Here is a 19,246-nt window from a genome sequence, read left to right as displayed (position 1 = left end):
GCGAGTGGAGCGATCGATTTGAGTGACTTGTTAGGCTGCATATATACAGACCTTTACAAAAGTCTTGCATAGGCTCGTTGGAATAATTGCGCCGCCGTCGAAGCCGCCGTTATTTTTACCCAAGCCAGCATTTACAAATGAGAGTAAAACTGACTCGTCCATTTGTAGCGACTCGTCAATTGTCGACTTGGAAAATTGCTCTAATTTTCCGATTTCAAAGGATGGGACTCTCTCAAGCGCGAACAAGATATGGCGGAACTCCTCAAAGGAAATTTCATCTCTTGCGAATGCTGCAAAGCATTTTGCCGACAGTTCGGGTTTTTTTTCGCTCTCCATTCTGTCAAGAATCTCAATTAAGGTCGCACCAACTTTGCCGGAAAACTTATTGTCCTCATTCAATTTCTCAACCATTGCTATTCGTTCTTCTTGCGGAATTTCCGAAAGCTGACTCATGAAGCGAATGAGTTTATTGACAAATAGATGATCCCTTACGGAGCCAGCCGCACCGAATATACCAACTACGGTATTCACAAGCGGGATGTCTTTGAGTGCGCCAGATTCAAGCACAGCGTCTATTCCAAGCTCCAAAAAATCCTTTCCTACGCTAACTACTGAATCGGATTTCAAAACGCTTACGACGGCGGAGCCGCGCTGGGTATCTTTTTTCATATTTTCTCGATGGTTTTAAACTGAAGAAAGGTGGGCAGATTTATTCTTAGGTTGATAGTATTGCGCCATAAATAAATCTGTCCCCTTTTGTGCAGGCATACTTACTTATGCGCCATGACATTTTTTGTATTTTAGACCACTGCCGCAATTGCAGAGCTCATTTCTAGGTTGTTTTTCATTTGCTTTGGGTTGGCGAAGAAAGTCAACTCTTTGTTTTAGTGTTGTAACAAGCTCATGCGATTTAGGGTCAATACGCAACATTTCATCGTAATGTGCGACAGCCTTATCATGGTCACCTAGAAATTCTGATAAGTGACTACCCAGAGCCATGTGTGCTTCAAGGTAGTTAGGATTCAATTCAATTGCTTTTTCATAGAGCTCTGCAATTTTAAGTTGATTTTGCTTGTTGTTACTTCCGCGAACTTTATAATAATTCGTTAGGTTGGCATAAGCTCTGGCTTCAGCGGGATTGTAAGTAATTATTGTTTCATACTGCTCTTTGGCTAGTTCGTATTCATCAAAGTGGCGCGTTAACAAAACCCCTAGATTTAGTCTGGCTTCAGTTAAGTTAGGCATGGCGGAAATGGCTTTTTCAAAAAGCTGTTTGGCTTTTTCGTGCTCAATATTTAGTCTGTATAATAAGTAGCCATAGTTGTTTAGGGCGTAGGCATTGTTTTCATTGGTCTCTATGGCTTTGTTAAAATTAAACTCTGCCTTTTTTATGTTGTCTCTTGCTGACGCTATACTGGCTCGTATGGAGTACGCATCGGAGGTTGGTTCATATTTTTCAAACCACTGATCTAGTGCAATCTCTTTTTCATCAATATCGTCGATGAAGGATATATTCAGTAGCTCCACTAGGTGCGAAATGTTTACGCCGCCTAAGCTATCTAAAATTGATGAATAGCTTTCTGCCTTAAGCTCGTCAAAAGTTAGATTTTTATTGTCGCTGATATATGTTAGGAAATTATTTATTGATGATGTAATTGCTTCTACTGTCTTTAGTTCTGATATTTCATTGATGACGGAGGTGGCTGGTAAAGAATTAATGATTTCCTTAAGTTTCTCCTGCTCTTGAAGCCAATGCTTAGTGTACGCTAGTCTATCGGTTGTCGAGTAAATGCCTGTTCCTTTGACGATGATGGGTAGTATTTTATCTTCGTGGTTTCTGTCTTTAAGTAAGTGTAATACTTCTTTCATGCAGTTTTTTGAGCGCAGATAGCTGTCACTTATTAACAAGATCGCGAAATCTGACTCGCGTATTGATTCCATAAAGCTGGATATGCTGCATTTGTAAGCTAGGTCTCGAACATCCCTTCTTAAGTTAAGTTGTAAATGACTTAAATCTTTTTCAATTTGGTCGGCTATCTCCATGTCAGACCATGAATATGACAAAAATATATTTTTATTCATTGTTCTCAGCTAATCGTTTGATTGATGTTTAATTGCACTAAGCAGCTAATGGTAGCAGTGGTGGTTAGGGTGCTAATTTAATAGTAGAGCCTTCCACCTAGCACCGCACCATCCCGCTTTGCGCGAAAAAGTCCTCCCGATCATAGTCTTACCGCTATGCACTCGCAGTCGGCTGCATTCGCTTGACCTCCTCTTTTGGCTCCAGCACTACGTCTCGGTACACCGTTCGTAGGGTGGGTGACGCTTTCTTTATCTACCGTTTTGCTTGTGGCTGTTCGTGCCGCTGGCTATCGAAAGCATCGCCGCTGAAGCGCCTCCCAACGGTGCGGTGGATGTTTCTGTATCTGTGGAAGGGGCTTTCGGCTCTGGCAACCTGCTTCGCTCCACCTCCCACATTCATGCAGTCGTAGCCGCGATTGGTAGCCAGCAAAGCGCCCCCGGATTTCATCCGGCCTACGAAAAATTTTGGCCTCGCTGTAACGCCCGCATCCCTGCCTCGTCCATTGCTGCGAGGGCGCCAACCTGGCCCCGCATTCGAAACCGATGGAGAGATGCCATGAAACAACTCAATACCCTGACTGCCACCCTGGGCGCCGCGCTGCTGACTTCCATGGCGTTCACTGCCCACGCCGCGAGCAACCCCTTCGCTGCGCAGGAGCTGGCCAGCGGCTACAGCCTGGCTGCTGCCGAGAAGGCGCAGGAAGGTTCCTGTGGTGAAGGCAAATGCGGTGGCGAGATGAAAGCCGACAAGGAAGGCAAGTGCGGTGAGGGCAAGTGTGGTACCGAGAAGAAGGCCGACGCCGAGGGTAAATGCGGCGAAGGCAAGTGCGGCGGCGAGAAGAGCGAGTAAGGGCGAGGGGAGGACGGATCATGCAACTCGCAAACCTCACCGGCGCCGGCCTTGGCCTGCGTCGCGGGCTGCTCGCCGAGTTGATCGGTGATGAGGCCAGCGGCGCCGACTTTCTCGAAGTGGCGCCGGAGAACTGGATCGGTGTCGGTGGCCGCCTGGGCAAGCAGTTGCGCGCCCTGAGCGAACGCCGGCCGATGCTGTGCCATGGTCTGTCCCTCAACCTCGGCGGCTTCGCGCCGCTGAATCTGGAGTTGCTGCACGCCATCAAGGGCTTTCTCGACGCGCATGGCGTGCTGGCCTACAGCGAACACCTGTCGGCCTGCGCCGACGATGGCCAGCTGTATGACCTGATGCCGCTGCCGTTTTCCGAAAAGTCGGTGTTGCGCATCGCCGAGCGCGTGCGCATCGTGCAGGAGGTGCTGGAGCGGCCGCTGATCATCGAGAACGTCTCGGCCTACGCGCGCCTGCCCGGCGAGCTGGACGAGGCGGATTTCGTTCGCGCCGTGCTGGAGCGTGCCGACTGCCAGTTGTTGCTGGACGTCAACAACGTCTACGTCAACAGCCTGAACTTCGGCTTCGATGCCGAGGCCTACATCGCCGCGATGCCCAGTGAGCGCATCGCCTATTTGCACGTCGCCGGTCATTACGATCAGGCGGCAGACCTGAAGATCGACACCCACGGTGCGCCTGTCATCGACCCGGTGTGGGCACTGCTGAGCAGCGCTTACGCGCAGCATGGCGTGCGCCCAACGCTGCTGGAGCGCGATTTCAACTTCCCGCCGCTGGCCGAGCTGTATGCCGAGCTGGCGCACATCCGCAGCCTGCAACAGGCCGTGCAACCGCTGAGCAGGTACGGCACATGAGCGGCATCGAGCAGCAGCGCGACTTCGCTGCACGTATTCGTCAGCCTGAGGCGCAGCCGCTGTTGTCGGGTATCACCAGTGAGCGCATGGCGATCTACGAAGAGCTGTTCTTCAACAACGTCGCCAGCCTGGTTGGCGGCGCCTTTCCGGTGCTGCGCGGGGTTCTCGGGGCCGAGCGCTGGCAGCGGCTGCTGCGCGTGTTCTTCGCCGAGCATCGGGCGAGCACGCCGTACTTTCTCGAGATCAGCCAGGAGTTCATCGCCTGGCTGCAGCAGGGCTACCGCGCCGAGCCTGACGACCCTGCGTTCATGCTGGAGCTGGCGCATTACGAATGGGTCGAGCTGGCGCTGGATGTCAGCGACGCGCAGTTGCCCGAGCGCGGCTGGTCGCCGTTGGCCTGGCCCTTGGCCTATTGCTGGCCGGTGCAGATGATCGGTGTCGATCACTGCCCCACGCAGCCGCCACCAGAGCCGACCTGCTTGCTGGTCTGGCGCGATGCGCAGGATCAGGTGCGCTTCATGCAGCTGACGCCGTTCGCCTATCAGCTGGCGCTGCGCCTGCAAGCCGGCGAGCCGCCTGTACAGGCTCAACTGGAGCTGGCCGCAGCGCATGGCCTGGCCGCTGATCGCACCTATTTCGACAACGCCCACGCGCTGCTGGATGACTGGCAGGCGCGCGATATCTGGTTTGCGTACTCCGAGGAGTCACTATCATGATCACTCTGCTCAATCGTCTTCAGGATGCGCTGGAGGCCTCTCGACGCTTGGACTTCATCGGTCCGCTATTGCTGCGTCTGTATCTGGTACCGGTGTTCTGGATGGCCGGTATGCAGAAGCTTTCCGATATCGATGCCACTGCCGCCTGGTTCGGTAACCCCGACTGGGGCCTTGGCCTACCGTTCCCCGAACTGCTGGCCTGGGCGGCGGCGCTGACCGAGGCCGGTGGCGCCATCCTGCTGCTGTTCGGCTTTGCCGTTCGCTGGATCAGCATTCCGCTGATCGTCACCATGCTGGTGGCGATCTTCACTGTGCACTGGCCCTATGGCTGGCAGGCGATTGCCGACCCGTCGGCGCCCTTTGCCAACGAGCGTGTGCTGGCTGCGGCGGAGAAGCTCGAACGAGCGCGTGGCATTCTGCGCGAGCACGGCAATTACGACTGGCTGACCGGTAGTGGCAAGTTCGTGGTGCTGAACAACGGTATCGAGTTCGCCGCCACCTACCTGGTGATGTTGGTGGCGTTGTTCTTCAGCGGGGCAGGGCGTTGGTTGAGCATCGACTACTGGCTGGCGCGACGCTTCAGGGTTTCGCGCTAGCCCAGCGGATTGTCCCGGCGCCGGCTCTCGCGAAATTCGCCCGGCGTCTGCCCGGTCCAGCTCTTGAAACTGCGGTGGAACGAGCGTGACTCGGTAAAACCCAGGTAGCAGGCGATGTCCTGGATCGCCAGGTCGCTGCGCAACAGGTAGTGCTCGGCCAGCTCCTGGCGCAGCTCGTCGAGGATCTGCTGGTAGCTGGTGCCGGCCTGCTGCAGGTGGCGCTGCAGGGTGCGCACGGTCATGTCGAACTTCTCTGCCACCCGTTCCTTGCGCGGCAGGCCGTCCTTGAGCAGTAGGCGCAGGGCGTTTTTCACCCGGCGTGGCAGCGGCTCGTCGTCGTCCAGCCCGGCCATCAGGGTCAGGGCATGTTCCTCAAGCGTGCGCAGCAGGTTGGCATCGGCCTGGCGCAGCGGTACGCCAAGGTAGTCCAGCGGCACCAGCAGGGCATTGCAGGGTTGTTCGAACAGCACCGGGCAGCCGAACAGCTGCCGGTATTCGGCGAGGTCAGTGGTGGCCGGTTGCGCGTGTTCGAACCAGACCTCGCGCGGCGAATGTTCGGAGTCGGCGATCCAGCGGGCGTACACCAGCCAGGAGGCGAGCACGTTCTCCACCATGTGGCGGCGCACGTCCGGCGCCTGGTGACGGCAGCTCCAGATCAGCCGCACGTGATCCTCCGCCGCCTCGATACGGCTGGTGCCCATGTCGCCCACCAGTTTCTCGTAGGGCACGATGCGGCCCATGGCCTCGCCCAGGGTGGCGCAGTTCATGGCGATGTAGCCGAGCACGCTCCACGAGCCGGGCTGCACGAAACGCGCCGCATGCAGGCCGAACAGCGGGTCACCGGAAACCTCCAGCAGATGCGCCAGCAGGCGCTCATGCACCTCGCTGGGCATGCGCTTGCCATTGTCGGCCAGGTCCTGTGCGTCTATGCCGGCAGCGGCCAGGACGCGGTCGACGTCCAGGCCGAGTTGTTCGGCCTGACGCAGGTATTTGAGCAGGGCGGGAACCGAGGTATAGCCGAGGTTTTCCATGGATTCTTCTTGTTCTGCGATGCCTGTCTTGATTGGCGATATAGCCTGTCCCGATTCGACAGTGACGGAAATCGGCGGCTGGCTAGTATAGGCAGCCATAAGTGCTGATCGGAATGGGGGGATGCGATGCGACGCTGGAACGGATGGGGTGACGAGACGACCGAAGTGGAACTGCCGGCCCATGGCGAGGCCTTTCTCGCCGAGCTGGTCGGGTCGGGTCAGCGTTTGGCCGACGCCAGCCTGCAGGATGTGCTGGCGCGCGTGCCGGCGTCGCGTCTGGCGCCGCATCCACTGATCTGTCAGGACGCCGAAGTGCGCGTGCGCCACGCCCGTGGCCAGAGCCTGCCGGACTGGCTGGCGATGCGCTCCGGTGAGTTCGGCCTGTTTCCCGATGGCGTGGCCTGCCCGGAAAGCGCCGAGCAAATTCGTGATGTGCTGGCCTGGGCGCAGCAGCATGACGTGACCCTGATTCCCTACGGCGGCGGTACCTCGGTGGCCGGCCACATCAACCCGCAGGCCGGCCAGCGCCCGGTGTTGACCCTGTCGCTGGAACGCATGACGCGCCTGCTGGATGTCGACGAAGATAGCCTGATCGCCACCTTCGGCCCCGGCGCCAACGGCCCGCAGGTGGAAAGCCAACTGCGCGCGCGTGGTTACACCCTGGGGCATTTCCCGCAGTCCTGGGAGCTGTCGACGCTCGGCGGCTGGGTCGCCAGCCGCTCCAGCGGCCAGCAGTCGCTACGCTACGGGCGCATCGAGCAACTGTTCGCCGGCGGCAAGCTGGAAACTTTCGCCGGCACCCTGGAGATTCCCACCTTCCCGGCCTCGGCCGCTGGGCCCGATCTGCGCGAGCTGGTGATGGGCTCGGAAGGGCGCTTCGGGGTGATCTCCGAGGTGCGTGTGCGCATCAGTCGCCTGGCCGAACAGGAGCGTTTCTACGCGGTGTTCCTGCCCAACTGGCAGCAGGCGCTGAGCGCCATTCGCAGCCTGGTCCAGGCGCGCGTGCCGCTGTCCATGCTGCGCCTGTCCAACGCCATCGAAACTCGTACCCAACTGGCCCTGGCCGGTCACCCGCAGCAGATCGCGCTGCTGGAAAAATACCTGGCCCTGCGCGGCGCCCGTGACGGCAAGTGCATGCTGACTTTCGGCGTCACCGGCAGCCGGGTGCAGAACGCTGCCTCGCTGAAACAGGCACGGCGCTTGCTGAAAGGCTTTGGCGGCGTGTTCACCGGCACCTTGCTGGGCAAGAAGTGGGAACAGAACCGCTTCCGCTTCCCCTACCTGCGTCATGGCCTGTGGGAGCGCGGCTACCTGGTGGACACCCTGGAAACCGCTACCGACTGGTCGAACGTCGACAACCTGCTGAACAAGGTCGAAGCCAGCCTGCGTGATGAACTGGCCGACGACGGCGAGCGGGTGCACGTTTTCACCCACCTGTCGCACGTCTACGGCGAAGGTTCGAGCATCTATACCACCTACGTGTTCCGCCCCGGCAGCGACTACGCTGCCGCCATGGCGCGCTGGCAGCGGCTCAAGGCGGCAGCCAGCCGCACCATCGCCGAGAACCGCGGCACCATCAGTCATCAGCACGGCGTTGGTCGCGATCACGCGCCATACCTGGCAGCAGAGAAGGGCGAGCTGGGCATGGCTACGCTGCGCAGCCTGGCCACGCATTTCGACCCCGACCAGCGCCTGGCGCCTGGCGTGTTGCTGCAGGACTGAGCATGGAACTCTGGAACGCTACCTGGCGCACGCGCGCCCTGCCTGAGCTGGCCGCGCGCGACTGGGATCTGCTGGTGATCGGCGGCGGCATCTGCGGCGCTGGCATCCTGCGTGAGGCCGCACGGCGCGGCTGGCGCTGCCTGCTGCTGGAGCAGCGCGACTTCGCCTGGGGCACCTCCAGCCGCTCGTCGAAAATGGTGCACGGTGGCCTGCGTTACGTCGCCAAGGGCCAGTTGGGGCTGACCCGCGACTCGGTGCGCGAGCGCCAACGCCTGCTCGGCGAGGCGCCAGGGTTGGTGGAGCCGTTGAGCTTCGTCATGCCGCACTACCGCGGTGGTTTTCCTGGGCCGAAGGTATTTGGCGGCCTGCTCAGCCTCTACGACGCGCTGGCCGGCAAGCGCAATCACCTGTTCTACCCGCTGCAGCAACTGCGTTACTTGGCGCCAGGCATCCGCGAGGACGGCCTGATCGGTGGCACGCGCTTCTTCGATGCGGTAACCGACGATGCCCGCCTGGTGCAGCGCGTGCTGGGCGAAGCGCGTGCCGAAGGCGGCGAGGCGCTCAATGGCATGCGCGTGGTCGAGTTGTTGCGCGAGGCGGGGCAGGTGGTCGGTGTGCTCGCCGAGGATGTGGAAACGGGCGAGCGGTATCGCCTGCGCAGCCGCGCCGTGGCGCAAGCCACCGGGGCCTGGGCTGATCGCCTGCGCCAGCCAGGCAATGGCTGTATCCGTCCGTTGCGTGGCAGTCACTTGCTGCTGCCGAGCTGGCGCCTGCCGGTGGCGCATGCCTTCAGTTTCATGCATGTCGCCGATGGGCGACCGGTATTCGTCTTCCCCTGGGAAGGCGCGACGGTGATCGGCACCACCGATCTGGATCATGCTGAGGCGCTGGATCGTGAAGCCGCCATCAGCGCTGAGGAGGTCGATTACCTGTTGGCCGCTTGTGCCCAGCAATTTCCCACTGCGCAGGTGAGTCGCGCTGACGTGCTGTCGACCTGGGCGGGCGTGCGCCCGGTGGTGGGCGACGGCCGCGTGGGGCTGAAACCCTCGGACGAGAAGCGCGAGCATGCGCTGTGGGGCGAACCGGGCAGCGTGACCCTGGCTGGCGGCAAGTTGACCACCTTCCGCCTGCTGGCGCTGGAGGTGCTGCGTGCCTGTGCCGGGTTCGTCGGCAAGCCGGTGGATGATCGTGGCTGCGCCGTATTCCGTGCCTGCACGCCGCCGGCCATGCCGTACCTGAGCCTGGCGCAGCAACGCCGGCTGCTTGGTCGTCATGGTCGGCAACTGAAGGATGTGCTGCGGTTGATCGAGAAAATCGGCGCTGACTGCGTCGCTGGCACCGCCACCTTGTGGGCCGAACTGGCCTGGGCTGCCGAAGGCGAGCTGGTGCTGCACCTGGACGACCTGTTACTGCGGCGCACGCGCCTGGGCCTGTTGCTGGCGGGCGGCGGGCACGCCGAGCTGCCGCGTATCCGCACGCTGTGTCAGTCACGACTGGGTTGGAGTGATGCGCGCTGGCAGCAGGAGGAGTTGGATTACCTGGCGTTATGGCGGCGCTGTTACAGCCTGCCAGAGACTTAATGATGGCGCTGCCGACTTTCCGTAGGAGCGAGCTCTGCTCGCGAAGCTTTTGCGCCATCCCCGTTCGCGAGCAGAGCTCGCTCCTACAGCAATACCGTGCATACCAAGCAGAGGTCACACCTTGAGCGAACCAAGCTACCTGCTGAGCATCGACAACGGCACCCAAAGCGTGCGGGCGCTGCTGTTCGATACCAATGGCAATCTGCTCGCCAAGGGCAAGGTCGAGCTCGACCCCTATTTCTCCAGCCAGCCGGGCTGGGCCGAGCAGGACCCTGAATACTACTGGGCCAGCCTCGGTGAGGCCTGCCGCCTGCTCTGGCAGCAAGTGGATATCGACCGCAGCCTGATCCGCGGCGTCGCCGTCACCACCCAGCGCGGCAGCATCATTCATGTTGACGAGCAGGGCACGCCCCTGCGCCCGGCGATTCTCTGGCTCGATCAGCGTCGTGCCGAGGTGGCCGGGCGGATCAAGGGCCTGTGGGGCTGGCTGTTCAAGCTGGTGCGCGCCGAAGAGGCGGTCGATCATTTTCGTGGCCAGGCCGAGGTCAACTGGGTCGCCCAGCATCAGCCGGACATTGCGGCACGCACGCACAAGGTGCTGTTGCTTTCGGGGTTTCTCACCCATCGCCTGTGCGGCCGCTTCGTCGATTCCACCAGCAGTTGCGTGGCCTATCTGCCGTTCGACTACAAACGCCTGCGCTGGGCCGCGCCCGGCGACTGGAAGTGGCAGGCGCTGAAGGTACGCCGTGAGCAACTGCCCGAACTGTTCAAGCCGGGCGAGCGACTGGGCCATATCACGGCCTCCGCCAGCCGCCATACCGGTATTCCGGAAGGCCTGCCGCTGATTGCTGCTGGCGCCGACAAGGCCTGCGAGGTGCTGGGCTCCGGTGCGCTGGAGCCCGGCACGGCGTGCCTCTCGTACGGCACCACGGCCACCATCAACACCACACGCAGCCGTTATCTGGAAACCATCCCGCTGATCCCGCCCTATCCGGCAGCATTGCCGGATCACTTCAACACCGAGGTGATGATCTATCGCGGCTTCTGGATGGTCAGCTGGTTTAAGCGTGAGTTCGGCCTGCGCGAGATGCAGCGTGCCGAGGCACTCGGTGTGCCGCCCGAGGCGCTGTTCGACGAACTGGTCAACGCCGTGCCGCCGGGCTCCATGGGTTTGATGCTGCAGCCGTACTGGACGCCGGGCATTCGCGAGCCGGGGTTGGAGGCCAAGGGCTCGATCATCGGTTTTGGCGATGTGCATACCCGCGCGCACCTCTACCGCGCGATCCTCGAGGGGTTGGCCTATGCCCTGCGCCAGGGTAAGGAACGTATCGAGAAACGCTCCGGCACCCGTATCGAGCGCCTGCGCGTTTCCGGCGGTGGTTCGCAGAGCGACGCGGCGATGCAGCTGACGGCGGACATTTTTGGTTTGCCGGCCGAACGTCCGCACATGTACGAGACCAGCGGCCTGGGGGCTGCGATCAATTGTGCCGTGGGCCTGGGGTTGCACGCCGATTACCCGGCCGCCATCGCCGCGATGACTCGTGTCGGCCAGGTTTTCCAGCCCGACCCGGCGGCGCAGCGCACCTACGAGCAGCTCTACGGGCAGGTCTATCAGCGCATGTATCGCCAGCTCAAACCGCTGTACCAGCGCATTCGCAAGATCACCGGCTATCCGGCGTAGGAAACGTGTTGTGGGAGGGGCCGGGCGGCGCTCCGCTTCAACCGCGAACGAGCAATATCAATATCGCGGCTAAAGCCCCCCCTACAGAAACAAGTCGCCCTCCAGAGCGGAGGGCGATGGTTTGTGCATCAGGCGACGTCGACCAGCACGATTTCGCTGTCTTCCTGCGCGTCGATGCGGATTAGCACTTCATCGGCGATGGCCACACCATCACGTGCCTTGACGGCCACACCGTTGACGCTGAAGGCACCCGTTGCGCCCACCAGATAGGCCTTGCGACCCGGCTGCAGGGCGTACTCGGCGCTCTGTCCGGCCTTGACCGTGGCGGCCACCAGGCGTGCGTCGGTGCGGATACGCAATGCATCGACATCCTCCTCGTAACCGCTGGCCAGGGTGACGAACGATCCCGAGCGGTCACCTTTGGGGAAAGGCTTGGCGCCCCAGGAGGGTGGCAGGCCGGCCTGGTTCGGTTGAATCCAGATCTGGAAGATCTTGGTGGTCTCATCCTCCAGGTTGTACTCGCTGTGGGCGATGCCGGTGCCGGCGCTCATCACCTGCACGTCGCCGGCCTCGGTACGGCCTTTGTTACCCAGGTTGTCCTCATGGCTGATGGCACCTTCGCGAACGTAGGTGATGATCTCCATGTCACGATGCGGGTGCGGCGGGAAGCCCGAGTGTGGTGCGATCTCGTCGTCGTTCCACACGCGCAGGCGGCCCCAGTTCATCCGCTCTGCGTCATGGTATTCGGCGAAGGAAAAATGGTGACGGGCGTTGAGCCAGCCGTGATGAGCACCACCGAGTTGTTCGAACGGACGTACATCGATCATGGTCAATCCTCCAGTCGTGCACGAGGTAAGTCCCGTGCAACGTCGATGGGGTTATGATCTATTTCGAAGGATCGATTTAAAAGCGCAATATTTGCAGCCTTAATATCTATTAATTTGATTAATCTTCGTGAGAGCCAGGCACTAGGCTTTCGCTGATTCCATCAAGGAGGAGCGTGATGCGCGAACGCAAAGCCTGGTTGATCCTGCATGGCAAGCAGGCGTTGAACGATGAGGTGAGGGCAGCGGTGAACGGCCTGCGTGAGCGCGGCTGGGATCTGACCGTGCGCCTGACCTGGGAAGGTGGCGACGCTGAGCGGCTGGTCGAGGAAGGGCTGGCCGCCGGCTACCCGACGCTGATCGCCGGTGGTGGTGACGGCACCCTGCGTGATGTGGTCGAGGCGCTGGTCAAGGCACAGAGCGACGCCAGCCTGGCTCTGCTGCCGCTGGGCACGGCCAACGACTTCGCGCATGCCGCCGGCATTCCGCTGACCCCTGCTGCTGCGTTGGCGCTGTTGGAGGTCGAGCCGGTCGCTGTCGACGTCGGCATGGCCGGTGAGCGTGCCTTCCTCAATATGGCCACGGGGGGCTTCGGCTCCAACGTCACCGCCAATACCCCGGAAGAACTCAAGAAAGTCCTGGGTGGCGCCGCCTACCTGCTCACTGGGCTCAGTCGCTTCTCCGAAGTGCGCGCGGCCGCTGGGCGTTTTCACGGGCCGGATTTCGAATGGCAGGGTGAATTTCTGGCCCTGGGGATCGGCAACGGTCGCCAGGCCGGCGGTGGGCATTTGCTGTGCCCGGAGGCGACTATCGATGACGGCCTGCTGGACGTGTGCATCGTGCCGGCGGCGCAGGATGTGGTGAGCACCCTGGGTACGCTGCTCTCGGGCGGCATGCATGGCGTTCAGAGCGTCGCAGTCAACGCACGACTACCCTGGCTGGAGGTGGAAGCGCAGGAAGGGCTGGACTTGAACCTCGATGGCGAGCCGATGGAAAGCAAACGCCTGCGCTTCAGCGCACAACCCGGTGCCTTGCGTTTGCATCTGCCCAGGCATTCGCCGCTGCTCGCTGGTCAGGCGTCTGGGGCTGAGGCATGATGGCTGCGCGCCAGCAAGGCTTCAGTCTGCCGGCAGTCCGCCGATAACCCGAACGGCAGACTAGACTCAACCTATATACCTCGGAGCGCATGATGGCTGGCATCCTCGATTCAGTAGATCAACGCACGCAACTGGTCGGCGAGAACCGCCTGGAAATCCTCATGTTCCGCCTGGCCGGTCGGCAGTTGTTCGCCATCAACGTGTTCAAGGTGCAGGAAGTCCTGCAGATGCCCAAGCTCACGCTGATGCCGCAACGTCACCGCTTCGTCTGCGGTGTGGTCAACCTGCGTGGCCAGACCCTGCCGGTGATCGACCTGTCCCAGGCCATCGGCATGCGTCCGTTGGTGCCGGATGAGCGCAGCACCATCATCGTCACCGAGTACAACCGTTCCGTGCAGGCCTTCCTGGTCGGCAGCGTCGATCGCATCCTCAACCTCAACTGGGAGTCGATCCAGCCGCCGCCCGGTGGCGCCGGCCGCCAGCATTACCTGACGGCCATCACCAAGGTCGACGAGCAGATCGTCGAGGTCATCGACGTGGAAAAGGTGCTGGCCGAGATCGTGCCGATGAGCACCAAGGTCTCCGAAGAAAAACTCGCCGATCCGTTGCTGGAAAAAGCGCGCGGCCGCGAAGTACTGCTGGTGGACGACTCCAGCGTGGCGCTGAGCCAACTGCGCGATACCCTGTCGCAACTGGGCGTTCGATTGCATATGGCGGGTGACGGTCTGAAAGCTCTCAACCTGTTGAAGAAGTGGGCTGACACCGGCGAAGTGATGACCGACAAGCTGCTGATGATCTTCACCGATGCCGAGATGCCGGAAATGGACGGCTACCGCCTGACCAGCGAGATTCGCAGCGATCCTCGCCTCAAGGATCTTTATGTGGTGTTGCACACTTCGCTGTCCGGCAGCTTCAACGAGGCGATGGTGAAGAAGGTCGGTTGCGACAACTTCCTCTCCAAGTTCCAGCCCGACAAGCTCGTTGACGTGGTCCGTCAACGTCTCGAACTGGACGAACCCCGCTAAAGACACTGTAGGGCGGGTGAAACCCGCCGAGCGCCGATGGCCGCTTGTGCCCGAACGCCTTACTGATCTGCAAAATTTCCCGAGTTTTGTTGCTTGTGAGCATCGCCGTCAGCTCGTATAACGGCGTTTTGCCAACAGGAACCTGACCCATGCTGAGTCTCTCGGGGCTGTACCGTTATCCGCTCAAGTCTGGTCGCGGCGAGGTGTTGCAGCGCAGCGCGGTCGATGGTCTCGGTGTGCAGGGTGATCGGCGCTGGATGCTGGTCGACGCCGACAACGGCCGTTTCATCACCCAACGCCTGCTGCCGCAGATGAGCCAGTTGAGCGCTCTGTACGACGCGCGCGGCGGCCTTACCCTGAGTGCGCCGGGGCGTGACGATCTGTCCGTGGCGTTGCCCGATCCCGAGCAGGATCTGCGTGGCGTCATCGTCTGGCGTGACAGCCTGCGCGTGCCGGATGCGGGCGATGCAGCAGCAGCCTGGCTCAGCGACTTGCTGGGTAAATCCTGCCGGCTGGTGCAGGTGCCGGAAGGGCGTACCCGCCAGGTCGATACCGCCTATGCGCAACCGGGCGATCGCGTGGCCTTCGCCGATGGTTTTCCACTGCTGCTGATTGGCCAGGCGTCGCTGGAGGATCTCTCCCAGCGTGTCGGGCAGCCACTGTCCATGCTGCGGTTTCGCCCCAACCTGGTCGTTACCGGCAGTGAGCCCTACGCCGAAGACAGCTGGAAGCGCATCCGCATCGGTGAAGTGGAGTTCGACGTGGCCAAGGGCTGCTCGCGCTGCATCCTCACCACCATCGACCCGCAGACGGGTGAGCGCAATGCCCAGCGCGAGCCGCTGGCCACGCTCAAGACCTACCGTGAACGTGATGGTGACGTGTACTTCGGGCAGAACCTGTTGCCGCGTGGCATCGGTGAGCTGCAGGTAGGAATGCCGGTCGAAATCCTGGAGTAGGGTGCGCCGTGCGCACCGGGTGATCTGCGTACGGTCGCTGGGCTGAGGCTCACGCGGCGCTGAAACGAAGCGCGCTCCGGCCCAGGCGTATGGAACAGCGAGCCCCGATCAGACACCCTGTCCGATCGGGGCTTTTGCGTTACTGATCGTCGAAGAAGCGCTCGTTCCACGCCACCAGCGGGTGCGGCGCATCGAGTTTCTGGCCGTAGATCACCGAGTAGGACAGCACGTTCTGCACGTACTGACGGGTCTCGTCGAATGGAATGTTCTCCACCCAGACGTCATAACTGAGGTGATTGGCGCCGCGCAGCCACTGGCGCACACGACCTGGGCCAGCGTTGTAGGCGGCAGAGGCAAGTACGCGGTTGCCGTTGAACTGACCGTAAACCTGGCTCAGGTAGGCGGCACCCAGTTGGATGTTGGTGTCCGGGTTGAGCGCCTGTTGTGGCGACGCCAGGGGGATGCCGAACTTGCGCGCGGTGTCTTTGGCGGTACCTGGCATCAACTGCATCAGACCCATGGCCCCGGCGTGGGAACGGGCGTCGGCCATGAAGGCGCTTTCCTGACGGGTGATGGCGAACACCCAACTGGAATGCAGGTCGCGGCGCTTGGCCTCGCGCACCAGTTCGCTGCGATGGGCCATGGGGAAGCGCACTTCCAGATCGTCCCAGTACTGGGCCTGGCTGATGGTGCGAATGGCCGGGAAGTACCACTCCATTTCATAGGCCAGGCGCGCTTGGGCAACCAGCTCGTCGCGGCTGAACAGACGGCTGACGTGATACCACTCGCGACGGCCATCGACGATCTGGCCGCGTGCATGGAATTCCATGGCGCGTTTGATGCCGGCGGTGTTGCGTACTTTCTGCACCACCTTCGGGTCGAGTGCCAGCGGCTGGTTGTTCAGCGAGTAAGGCGCCTTGACCTGATCGGCGGCCATGAAACCATAGAAGTCACGTTCCTTGGCCAACGCCTGGAACAGCACCGCGGGTTGCTGGCTGTTGGGTTGCGCCAACTGCAGGCTGCGCGCGTTCCAGTAGCGCCAGCGGTTGCTGCTGGCCAGGTCGGATGGCATGCGCTGAGTCAGCTGATAGGCCTCTTCCCAGCGGCCGTGGCGCAGCAGCAGGCGTGCACGCCATTCGCTGACGGTATTGTCACGCAGTTGCGGGTCGTATTTGGTCATCACCTGCAGGCCGCGCAGGTCGAAGCGTTGCGCCAGGCGCAGGCCGATCTGCCGGGCGATGGCGACCTGTTCGTCGGAGGAGAACTTCATGCGCTGGGCATAGCCGTCGAGCAGGGCCAGGGCGTCTTCGGGGCTCTGCCGGGCCAGGCGGCGCAGGCCGAGGCCGACCACGTCACTCATGGCGTCATCGGCGGGGGCGAAGCGCGCGGTGTTCTTCAGCAGTTGTGGCTTCTGCGCCACCTCGACCATCAGCTTGCCGCGCTCGCCGAGCGTCGGCATGCCCTTGATCAGGAAGTTGGCCAGACCGTAGTTACCGCTTTCCACCGCCAGCTTGGTGCGCTGCCAACGGCGCTGCTCGGTGAGTTGACCATTGGCCGCCCAGCGCTCGAACAGCGGGTCACAGGCATTGGGCTGGGACTTGCCTACCAGCCAGAGTTTTTCGGCGGTGGCGTTGCCTTCGGCGGTCAGGCCGTGACTGAGCTGGTATTGGCCGTAGAGGCAGTCCAGTTCGGTGAAGTTGAGCTTGGCGTCGTAGTGATCGAGAAAGGGTTTCCAGTCACCGCGTTCGGCCAGCCAGCGCAACCAGCGCAGCTTCATCCAGTTGGCCTGGGGCAGGTCGCCATGCTCGGCGAGGAATTTCTCGATCTCGGCGTTGCTCGCCGATTTGAGGCGGTTGGTCAGCTCGTCGTAAGCCAGATACGGCGTCAGCGGGTAATCACGCAGGGCGCTGGCGTACTGGCGATAGGGGCCGCTGTCGCCCTTGGCCAGGGCGCGCTTGGCTTCATCGTAGTACTGGCGCTGCTGGGTGAGGCTGGCGGCTTCGGCACTGGCTATACCAGTGGCGGTAAGAATCAGACAGGAAACTACAGAGAGAAAGCGACTGCGCATGGCATTTCCAGGGGGGAAGCAGAGGTATGGGGCAACACGGTCCGTGTCGTTGCATACCTCTAGCTTAGCGTTTCATTGGAGCGCGGTGAATGCCGTCGGGCCAGATGGACACATGCAGCAAAAATGCACGCTACCCGTGCCGGCCGCCGTGTCTTCCACCTCAGTGGAAACGGCAACAGCCAGCTGGCAACTCGGGTAGAATGCGCCGCCTGTTTCTGGAGATGCCCATGACCCTGCTCAAGTTTGCCGACGTATCCCTCGCCTATGGCGCCATGCCCCTGCTCGATGGAGTGTCCTGGCAGATCGCGCGGGGCGAGCGGGTGTGCATCATCGGCCGTAATGGCACCGGCAAATCGAGCATGCTCAAGCTGGTCAAGGGCGATCAGATGCTCGACGACGGCGAAATCTGGCGCGCACCTGGGCTGAAGATCGGCGAGCTGCCGCAGGAGCTGCCGCGCGCCGACGAGCGCACGGTGTTCGACGTGGTCGCCGAAGGCCTGGCTGGCGTTGGCGAGCTGCTGGCGCGCTATCACCACCTGGCGCAGAACATCCACGGCGATGACGACCTCGAGCAACTGATGCACGTGCAGCAGGAGCTGGAAGCCAAAGACGGCTGGCGTCTGCAGCAACTGGTCGACAGCACCCTGAGCCGCCTGCAGTTGCCAGCGGACAAGACCCTGGCCGAGCTTTCCGGTGGCTGGCGCCGTCGCGTCCTGCTGGCCCAGGCACTGGTGTCCGAGCCAGATCTGCTATTGCTCGACGAACCGACCAACCACCTGGACATCGGCGCCATCGCCTGGCTGGAAGAGGCACTGAAGGATTTCGGCGGCGCCGTGCTGTTCATCACCCACGACCGCTCCTTCCTGCAGAACCTGGCCACGCGCATTCTCGAACTGGACCGTGGCGGCCTGATCGACTGGAATGGCGACTACGCCAGCTTCCTGGTGCACAAGGAGCAGCAACTGGCTGCCGAAGAAACCGCCAATGCGCTGTTCGACAAGCGCCTGGCTCAGGAAGAAGTCTGGATTCGCCAGGGCATCAAGGCCCGCCGCACCCGTAACGAGGGGCGCGTGCGCGCGCTCAAGGCGATGCGTGCGGAGCGTAGCGAGCGCCGCGAGCGCCAGGGCAAGGCGAATATCCAGCTGGATACGGCGGACAAGTCCGGCAAGCAGGTAATGGTGGCGGAAAACGTCAGCTTCGCGCACAGCGGCGGGCCATTCCTGGTCAAGGATTTCTCCATGGTCCTGCAGCGCGGTGACCGTATCGGCCTGCTCGGCGCCAACGGCACCGGCAAGACCACGCTGCTCAAGCTGTTGCTCAGCGACCTGCAACCGAGCAGCGGCAAGATCGAGGTGGGCACCAAACTGGAAGTGGCGTATTTCGACCAATTACGTCACCAGCTCGAACCGGAAAAGACGGTGATCGACAACGTCGCCGAAGGCCGTGACTTCATCACTATCGATGGCCAGAGCCGCCATGTGCTGAGCTATCTGGGCGACTTTCTGTTCAGCCCGCAACGCGCCCGTACACCTGTCAAAGCACTCTCGGGGGGCGAACGGGCACGACTATTGCTCGCCAAGTTGTTCAGCAAGCCGGCCAACCTGCTGGTGCTCGATGAACCGACCAACGACCTGGACGTAGAAACCCTGGAACTGCTCGAAGAAGTCCTGCTCAACTTCCCTGGCACCGTGCTGATGGTCAGCCACGACCGTGCCTTCCTCGATAACGTCGTGACCAGCACCCTGGTATTCGAGGGTGAAGGCAAGGTGCGCGAATACGTCGGTGGTTATCAGGACTGGCTACGCCAGGGCGGTTCGCCGCGCCTGCTCGGTGTGGGTGAAAGCAAGTCAGGCAAAGCCGAATTGGCCACGGCCATCGTCGAAGCACCGACCCCGGCTGCGTCGGCAGCGGTGCAGGACAGCGTCGAGCCGGCGAAGAAGAAACTAAGCTACAAGCTGCAACGCGAGCTGGAAGCGATTCCGGGGCAGATCGATGCCCTGGAGCAGGAGATGGCGGCAGTACAGGAGCAGGCCTCTGACCCTGCCTTCTATCAGCAGCCGCCGCAGATCACCACGCAAGTATTGGCGCGACTCGAAGACCTGCAGAAGGAAATGGACAGGTTGCTCGAGCGCTGGGCAGAGCTGGAAGGCTGACG

16 protein-coding genes are annotated in these 19,246 nt (G+C 61.4%); 11 read left to right on the top strand and 5 right to left on the bottom strand.

Features of this window, described 5'->3' with window-relative positions; all coding sequences use genetic code 11:
* Nucleotides 1-30: 30 nt before the first annotated feature.
* Together BM059_RS20480 and BM059_RS20475 are read right to left on the bottom strand one after the other, a co-directional pair.
* Nucleotides 31-669: a hypothetical protein gene (locus BM059_RS20480; RefSeq protein WP_074941138.1), complete on the bottom strand. Its 639-nt coding sequence runs from the start codon at nucleotides 667-669 to the stop codon at nucleotides 31-33.
* 105 nt (nucleotides 670-774) lie between these two features.
* A complete protein-coding gene (locus BM059_RS20475) occupies nucleotides 775-2,082 on the bottom strand; it encodes a TIR domain-containing protein (RefSeq protein ID WP_083413310.1) in 1,308 nt (435 codons plus the stop codon).
* Nucleotides 2,083-2,638: 556 nt separating this feature from the next.
* Here BM059_RS20475 and BM059_RS20470 point away from each other — a divergent pair.
* From BM059_RS20470 to BM059_RS20455, 4 genes are read left to right on the top strand one after another with little or no spacing between them, the layout of a single operon-like run.
* Complete coding sequence (locus BM059_RS20470; protein ID WP_074941136.1) at nucleotides 2,639-2,932, top strand: HvfA family oxazolone/thioamide-modified RiPP metallophore; 294 nt, start codon at nucleotides 2,639-2,641, stop codon at nucleotides 2,930-2,932.
* A gap of 20 nt (nucleotides 2,933-2,952) precedes the next feature.
* Nucleotides 2,953-3,795: an HvfB family MNIO-type RiPP peptide maturase gene (locus BM059_RS20465; protein ID WP_074941135.1), complete on the top strand. Its 843-nt coding sequence runs from the start codon at nucleotides 2,953-2,955 to the stop codon at nucleotides 3,793-3,795.
* On the top strand, nucleotides 3,792-4,511 hold the full coding sequence (locus BM059_RS20460; RefSeq protein ID WP_074941134.1) for an HvfC family RiPP maturation protein: 720 nt from the start codon (nucleotides 3,792-3,794) through the stop codon (nucleotides 4,509-4,511). The genes BM059_RS20465 and BM059_RS20460 overlap by 4 nt, the downstream gene beginning before the upstream one ends.
* The gene (locus BM059_RS20455) at nucleotides 4,508-5,107 is read left to right on the top strand and encodes an HvfX family Cu-binding RiPP maturation protein (protein WP_037000383.1); all 600 of its coding nucleotides are present in this window, start codon (nucleotides 4,508-4,510) and stop codon (nucleotides 5,105-5,107) included. The genes BM059_RS20460 and BM059_RS20455 overlap by 4 nt, the downstream gene beginning before the upstream one ends.
* Here the strand turns inward: BM059_RS20455 and gliR are convergent.
* Nucleotides 5,104-6,138 (bottom strand): AraC family transcriptional regulator GliR, encoded by a 1,035-nt coding sequence (gene gliR, locus BM059_RS20450; RefSeq protein WP_074941133.1) that lies wholly within the window; start codon nucleotides 6,136-6,138, stop codon nucleotides 5,104-5,106. The genes BM059_RS20455 and gliR overlap by 4 nt on opposite strands.
* Before the next feature lie 126 nt (nucleotides 6,139-6,264).
* On the opposite strand from gliR, the gene BM059_RS20445 reads away from it, so the two are divergent.
* The 3 genes from BM059_RS20445 (at nucleotide 6,265) to BM059_RS20435 (ending at nucleotide 11,121) form a co-directional block, all read left to right on the top strand.
* On the top strand, nucleotides 6,265-7,860 hold the full coding sequence (locus BM059_RS20445; RefSeq protein ID WP_074941132.1) for an FAD-binding oxidoreductase: 1,596 nt from the start codon (nucleotides 6,265-6,267) through the stop codon (nucleotides 7,858-7,860).
* A gap of 2 nt (nucleotides 7,861-7,862) precedes the next feature.
* Nucleotides 7,863-9,440, top strand: coding sequence for a glycerol-3-phosphate dehydrogenase/oxidase (locus tag BM059_RS20440; protein ID WP_074941131.1), 1,578 nt, complete (start codon nucleotides 7,863-7,865; stop codon nucleotides 9,438-9,440).
* A 121-nt stretch (nucleotides 9,441-9,561) separates the two neighbouring features.
* Entirely contained in the window at nucleotides 9,562-11,121 is a 1,560-nt protein-coding gene (locus BM059_RS20435; RefSeq protein ID WP_074941130.1) for an FGGY-family carbohydrate kinase, read from the top strand.
* 128 nt (nucleotides 11,122-11,249) lie between these two features.
* On the opposite strand, the gene BM059_RS20430 is transcribed toward BM059_RS20435, so the two are convergent.
* On the bottom strand, nucleotides 11,250-11,948 hold the full coding sequence (locus BM059_RS20430) for a pirin family protein (protein WP_074941129.1): 699 nt from the start codon (nucleotides 11,946-11,948) through the stop codon (nucleotides 11,250-11,252).
* A gap of 176 nt (nucleotides 11,949-12,124) precedes the next feature.
* Here BM059_RS20430 and yegS point away from each other — a divergent pair, with 176 nt between their 5' ends.
* From yegS to BM059_RS20415, 3 genes are all read left to right on the top strand, one after another.
* On the top strand, nucleotides 12,125-13,042 hold the full coding sequence (gene yegS / locus BM059_RS20425) for a lipid kinase YegS (RefSeq protein ID WP_074941128.1): 918 nt from the start codon (nucleotides 12,125-12,127) through the stop codon (nucleotides 13,040-13,042).
* A 92-nt stretch (nucleotides 13,043-13,134) separates the two neighbouring features.
* A complete protein-coding gene (locus BM059_RS20420) occupies nucleotides 13,135-14,067 on the top strand; it encodes a chemotaxis protein CheV (protein WP_037000371.1) in 933 nt (310 codons plus the stop codon).
* Between the two features lie 149 nt (nucleotides 14,068-14,216).
* Nucleotides 14,217-15,023, top strand: coding sequence for an MOSC domain-containing protein (locus tag BM059_RS20415; RefSeq protein WP_037000370.1), 807 nt, complete (start codon nucleotides 14,217-14,219; stop codon nucleotides 15,021-15,023).
* Nucleotides 15,024-15,162: 139 nt separating this feature from the next.
* On the opposite strand, the gene BM059_RS20410 is transcribed toward BM059_RS20415, so the two are convergent.
* Complete coding sequence (locus BM059_RS20410; RefSeq protein WP_037000369.1) at nucleotides 15,163-17,091, bottom strand: transglycosylase SLT domain-containing protein; 1,929 nt, start codon at nucleotides 17,089-17,091, stop codon at nucleotides 15,163-15,165.
* 227 nt (nucleotides 17,092-17,318) lie between these two features.
* Between BM059_RS20410 and BM059_RS20405 the strand changes: the two genes are divergently transcribed.
* Nucleotides 17,319-19,244: an ATP-binding cassette domain-containing protein gene (locus BM059_RS20405; RefSeq protein ID WP_037000424.1), complete on the top strand. Its 1,926-nt coding sequence runs from the start codon at nucleotides 17,319-17,321 to the stop codon at nucleotides 19,242-19,244.
* The last annotated feature ends 2 nt before the right edge of the window (nucleotides 19,245-19,246 follow it).

The sequence above is a fragment of the Ectopseudomonas composti genome (genome assembly GCF_900115475.1).
Lineage (GTDB): Bacteria > Pseudomonadota > Gammaproteobacteria > Pseudomonadales > Pseudomonadaceae > Aquipseudomonas > Aquipseudomonas composti.
Note: the sequence above shows the minus strand (reverse complement) of the source record. Positions and strands in the feature narration are given on the sequence as shown.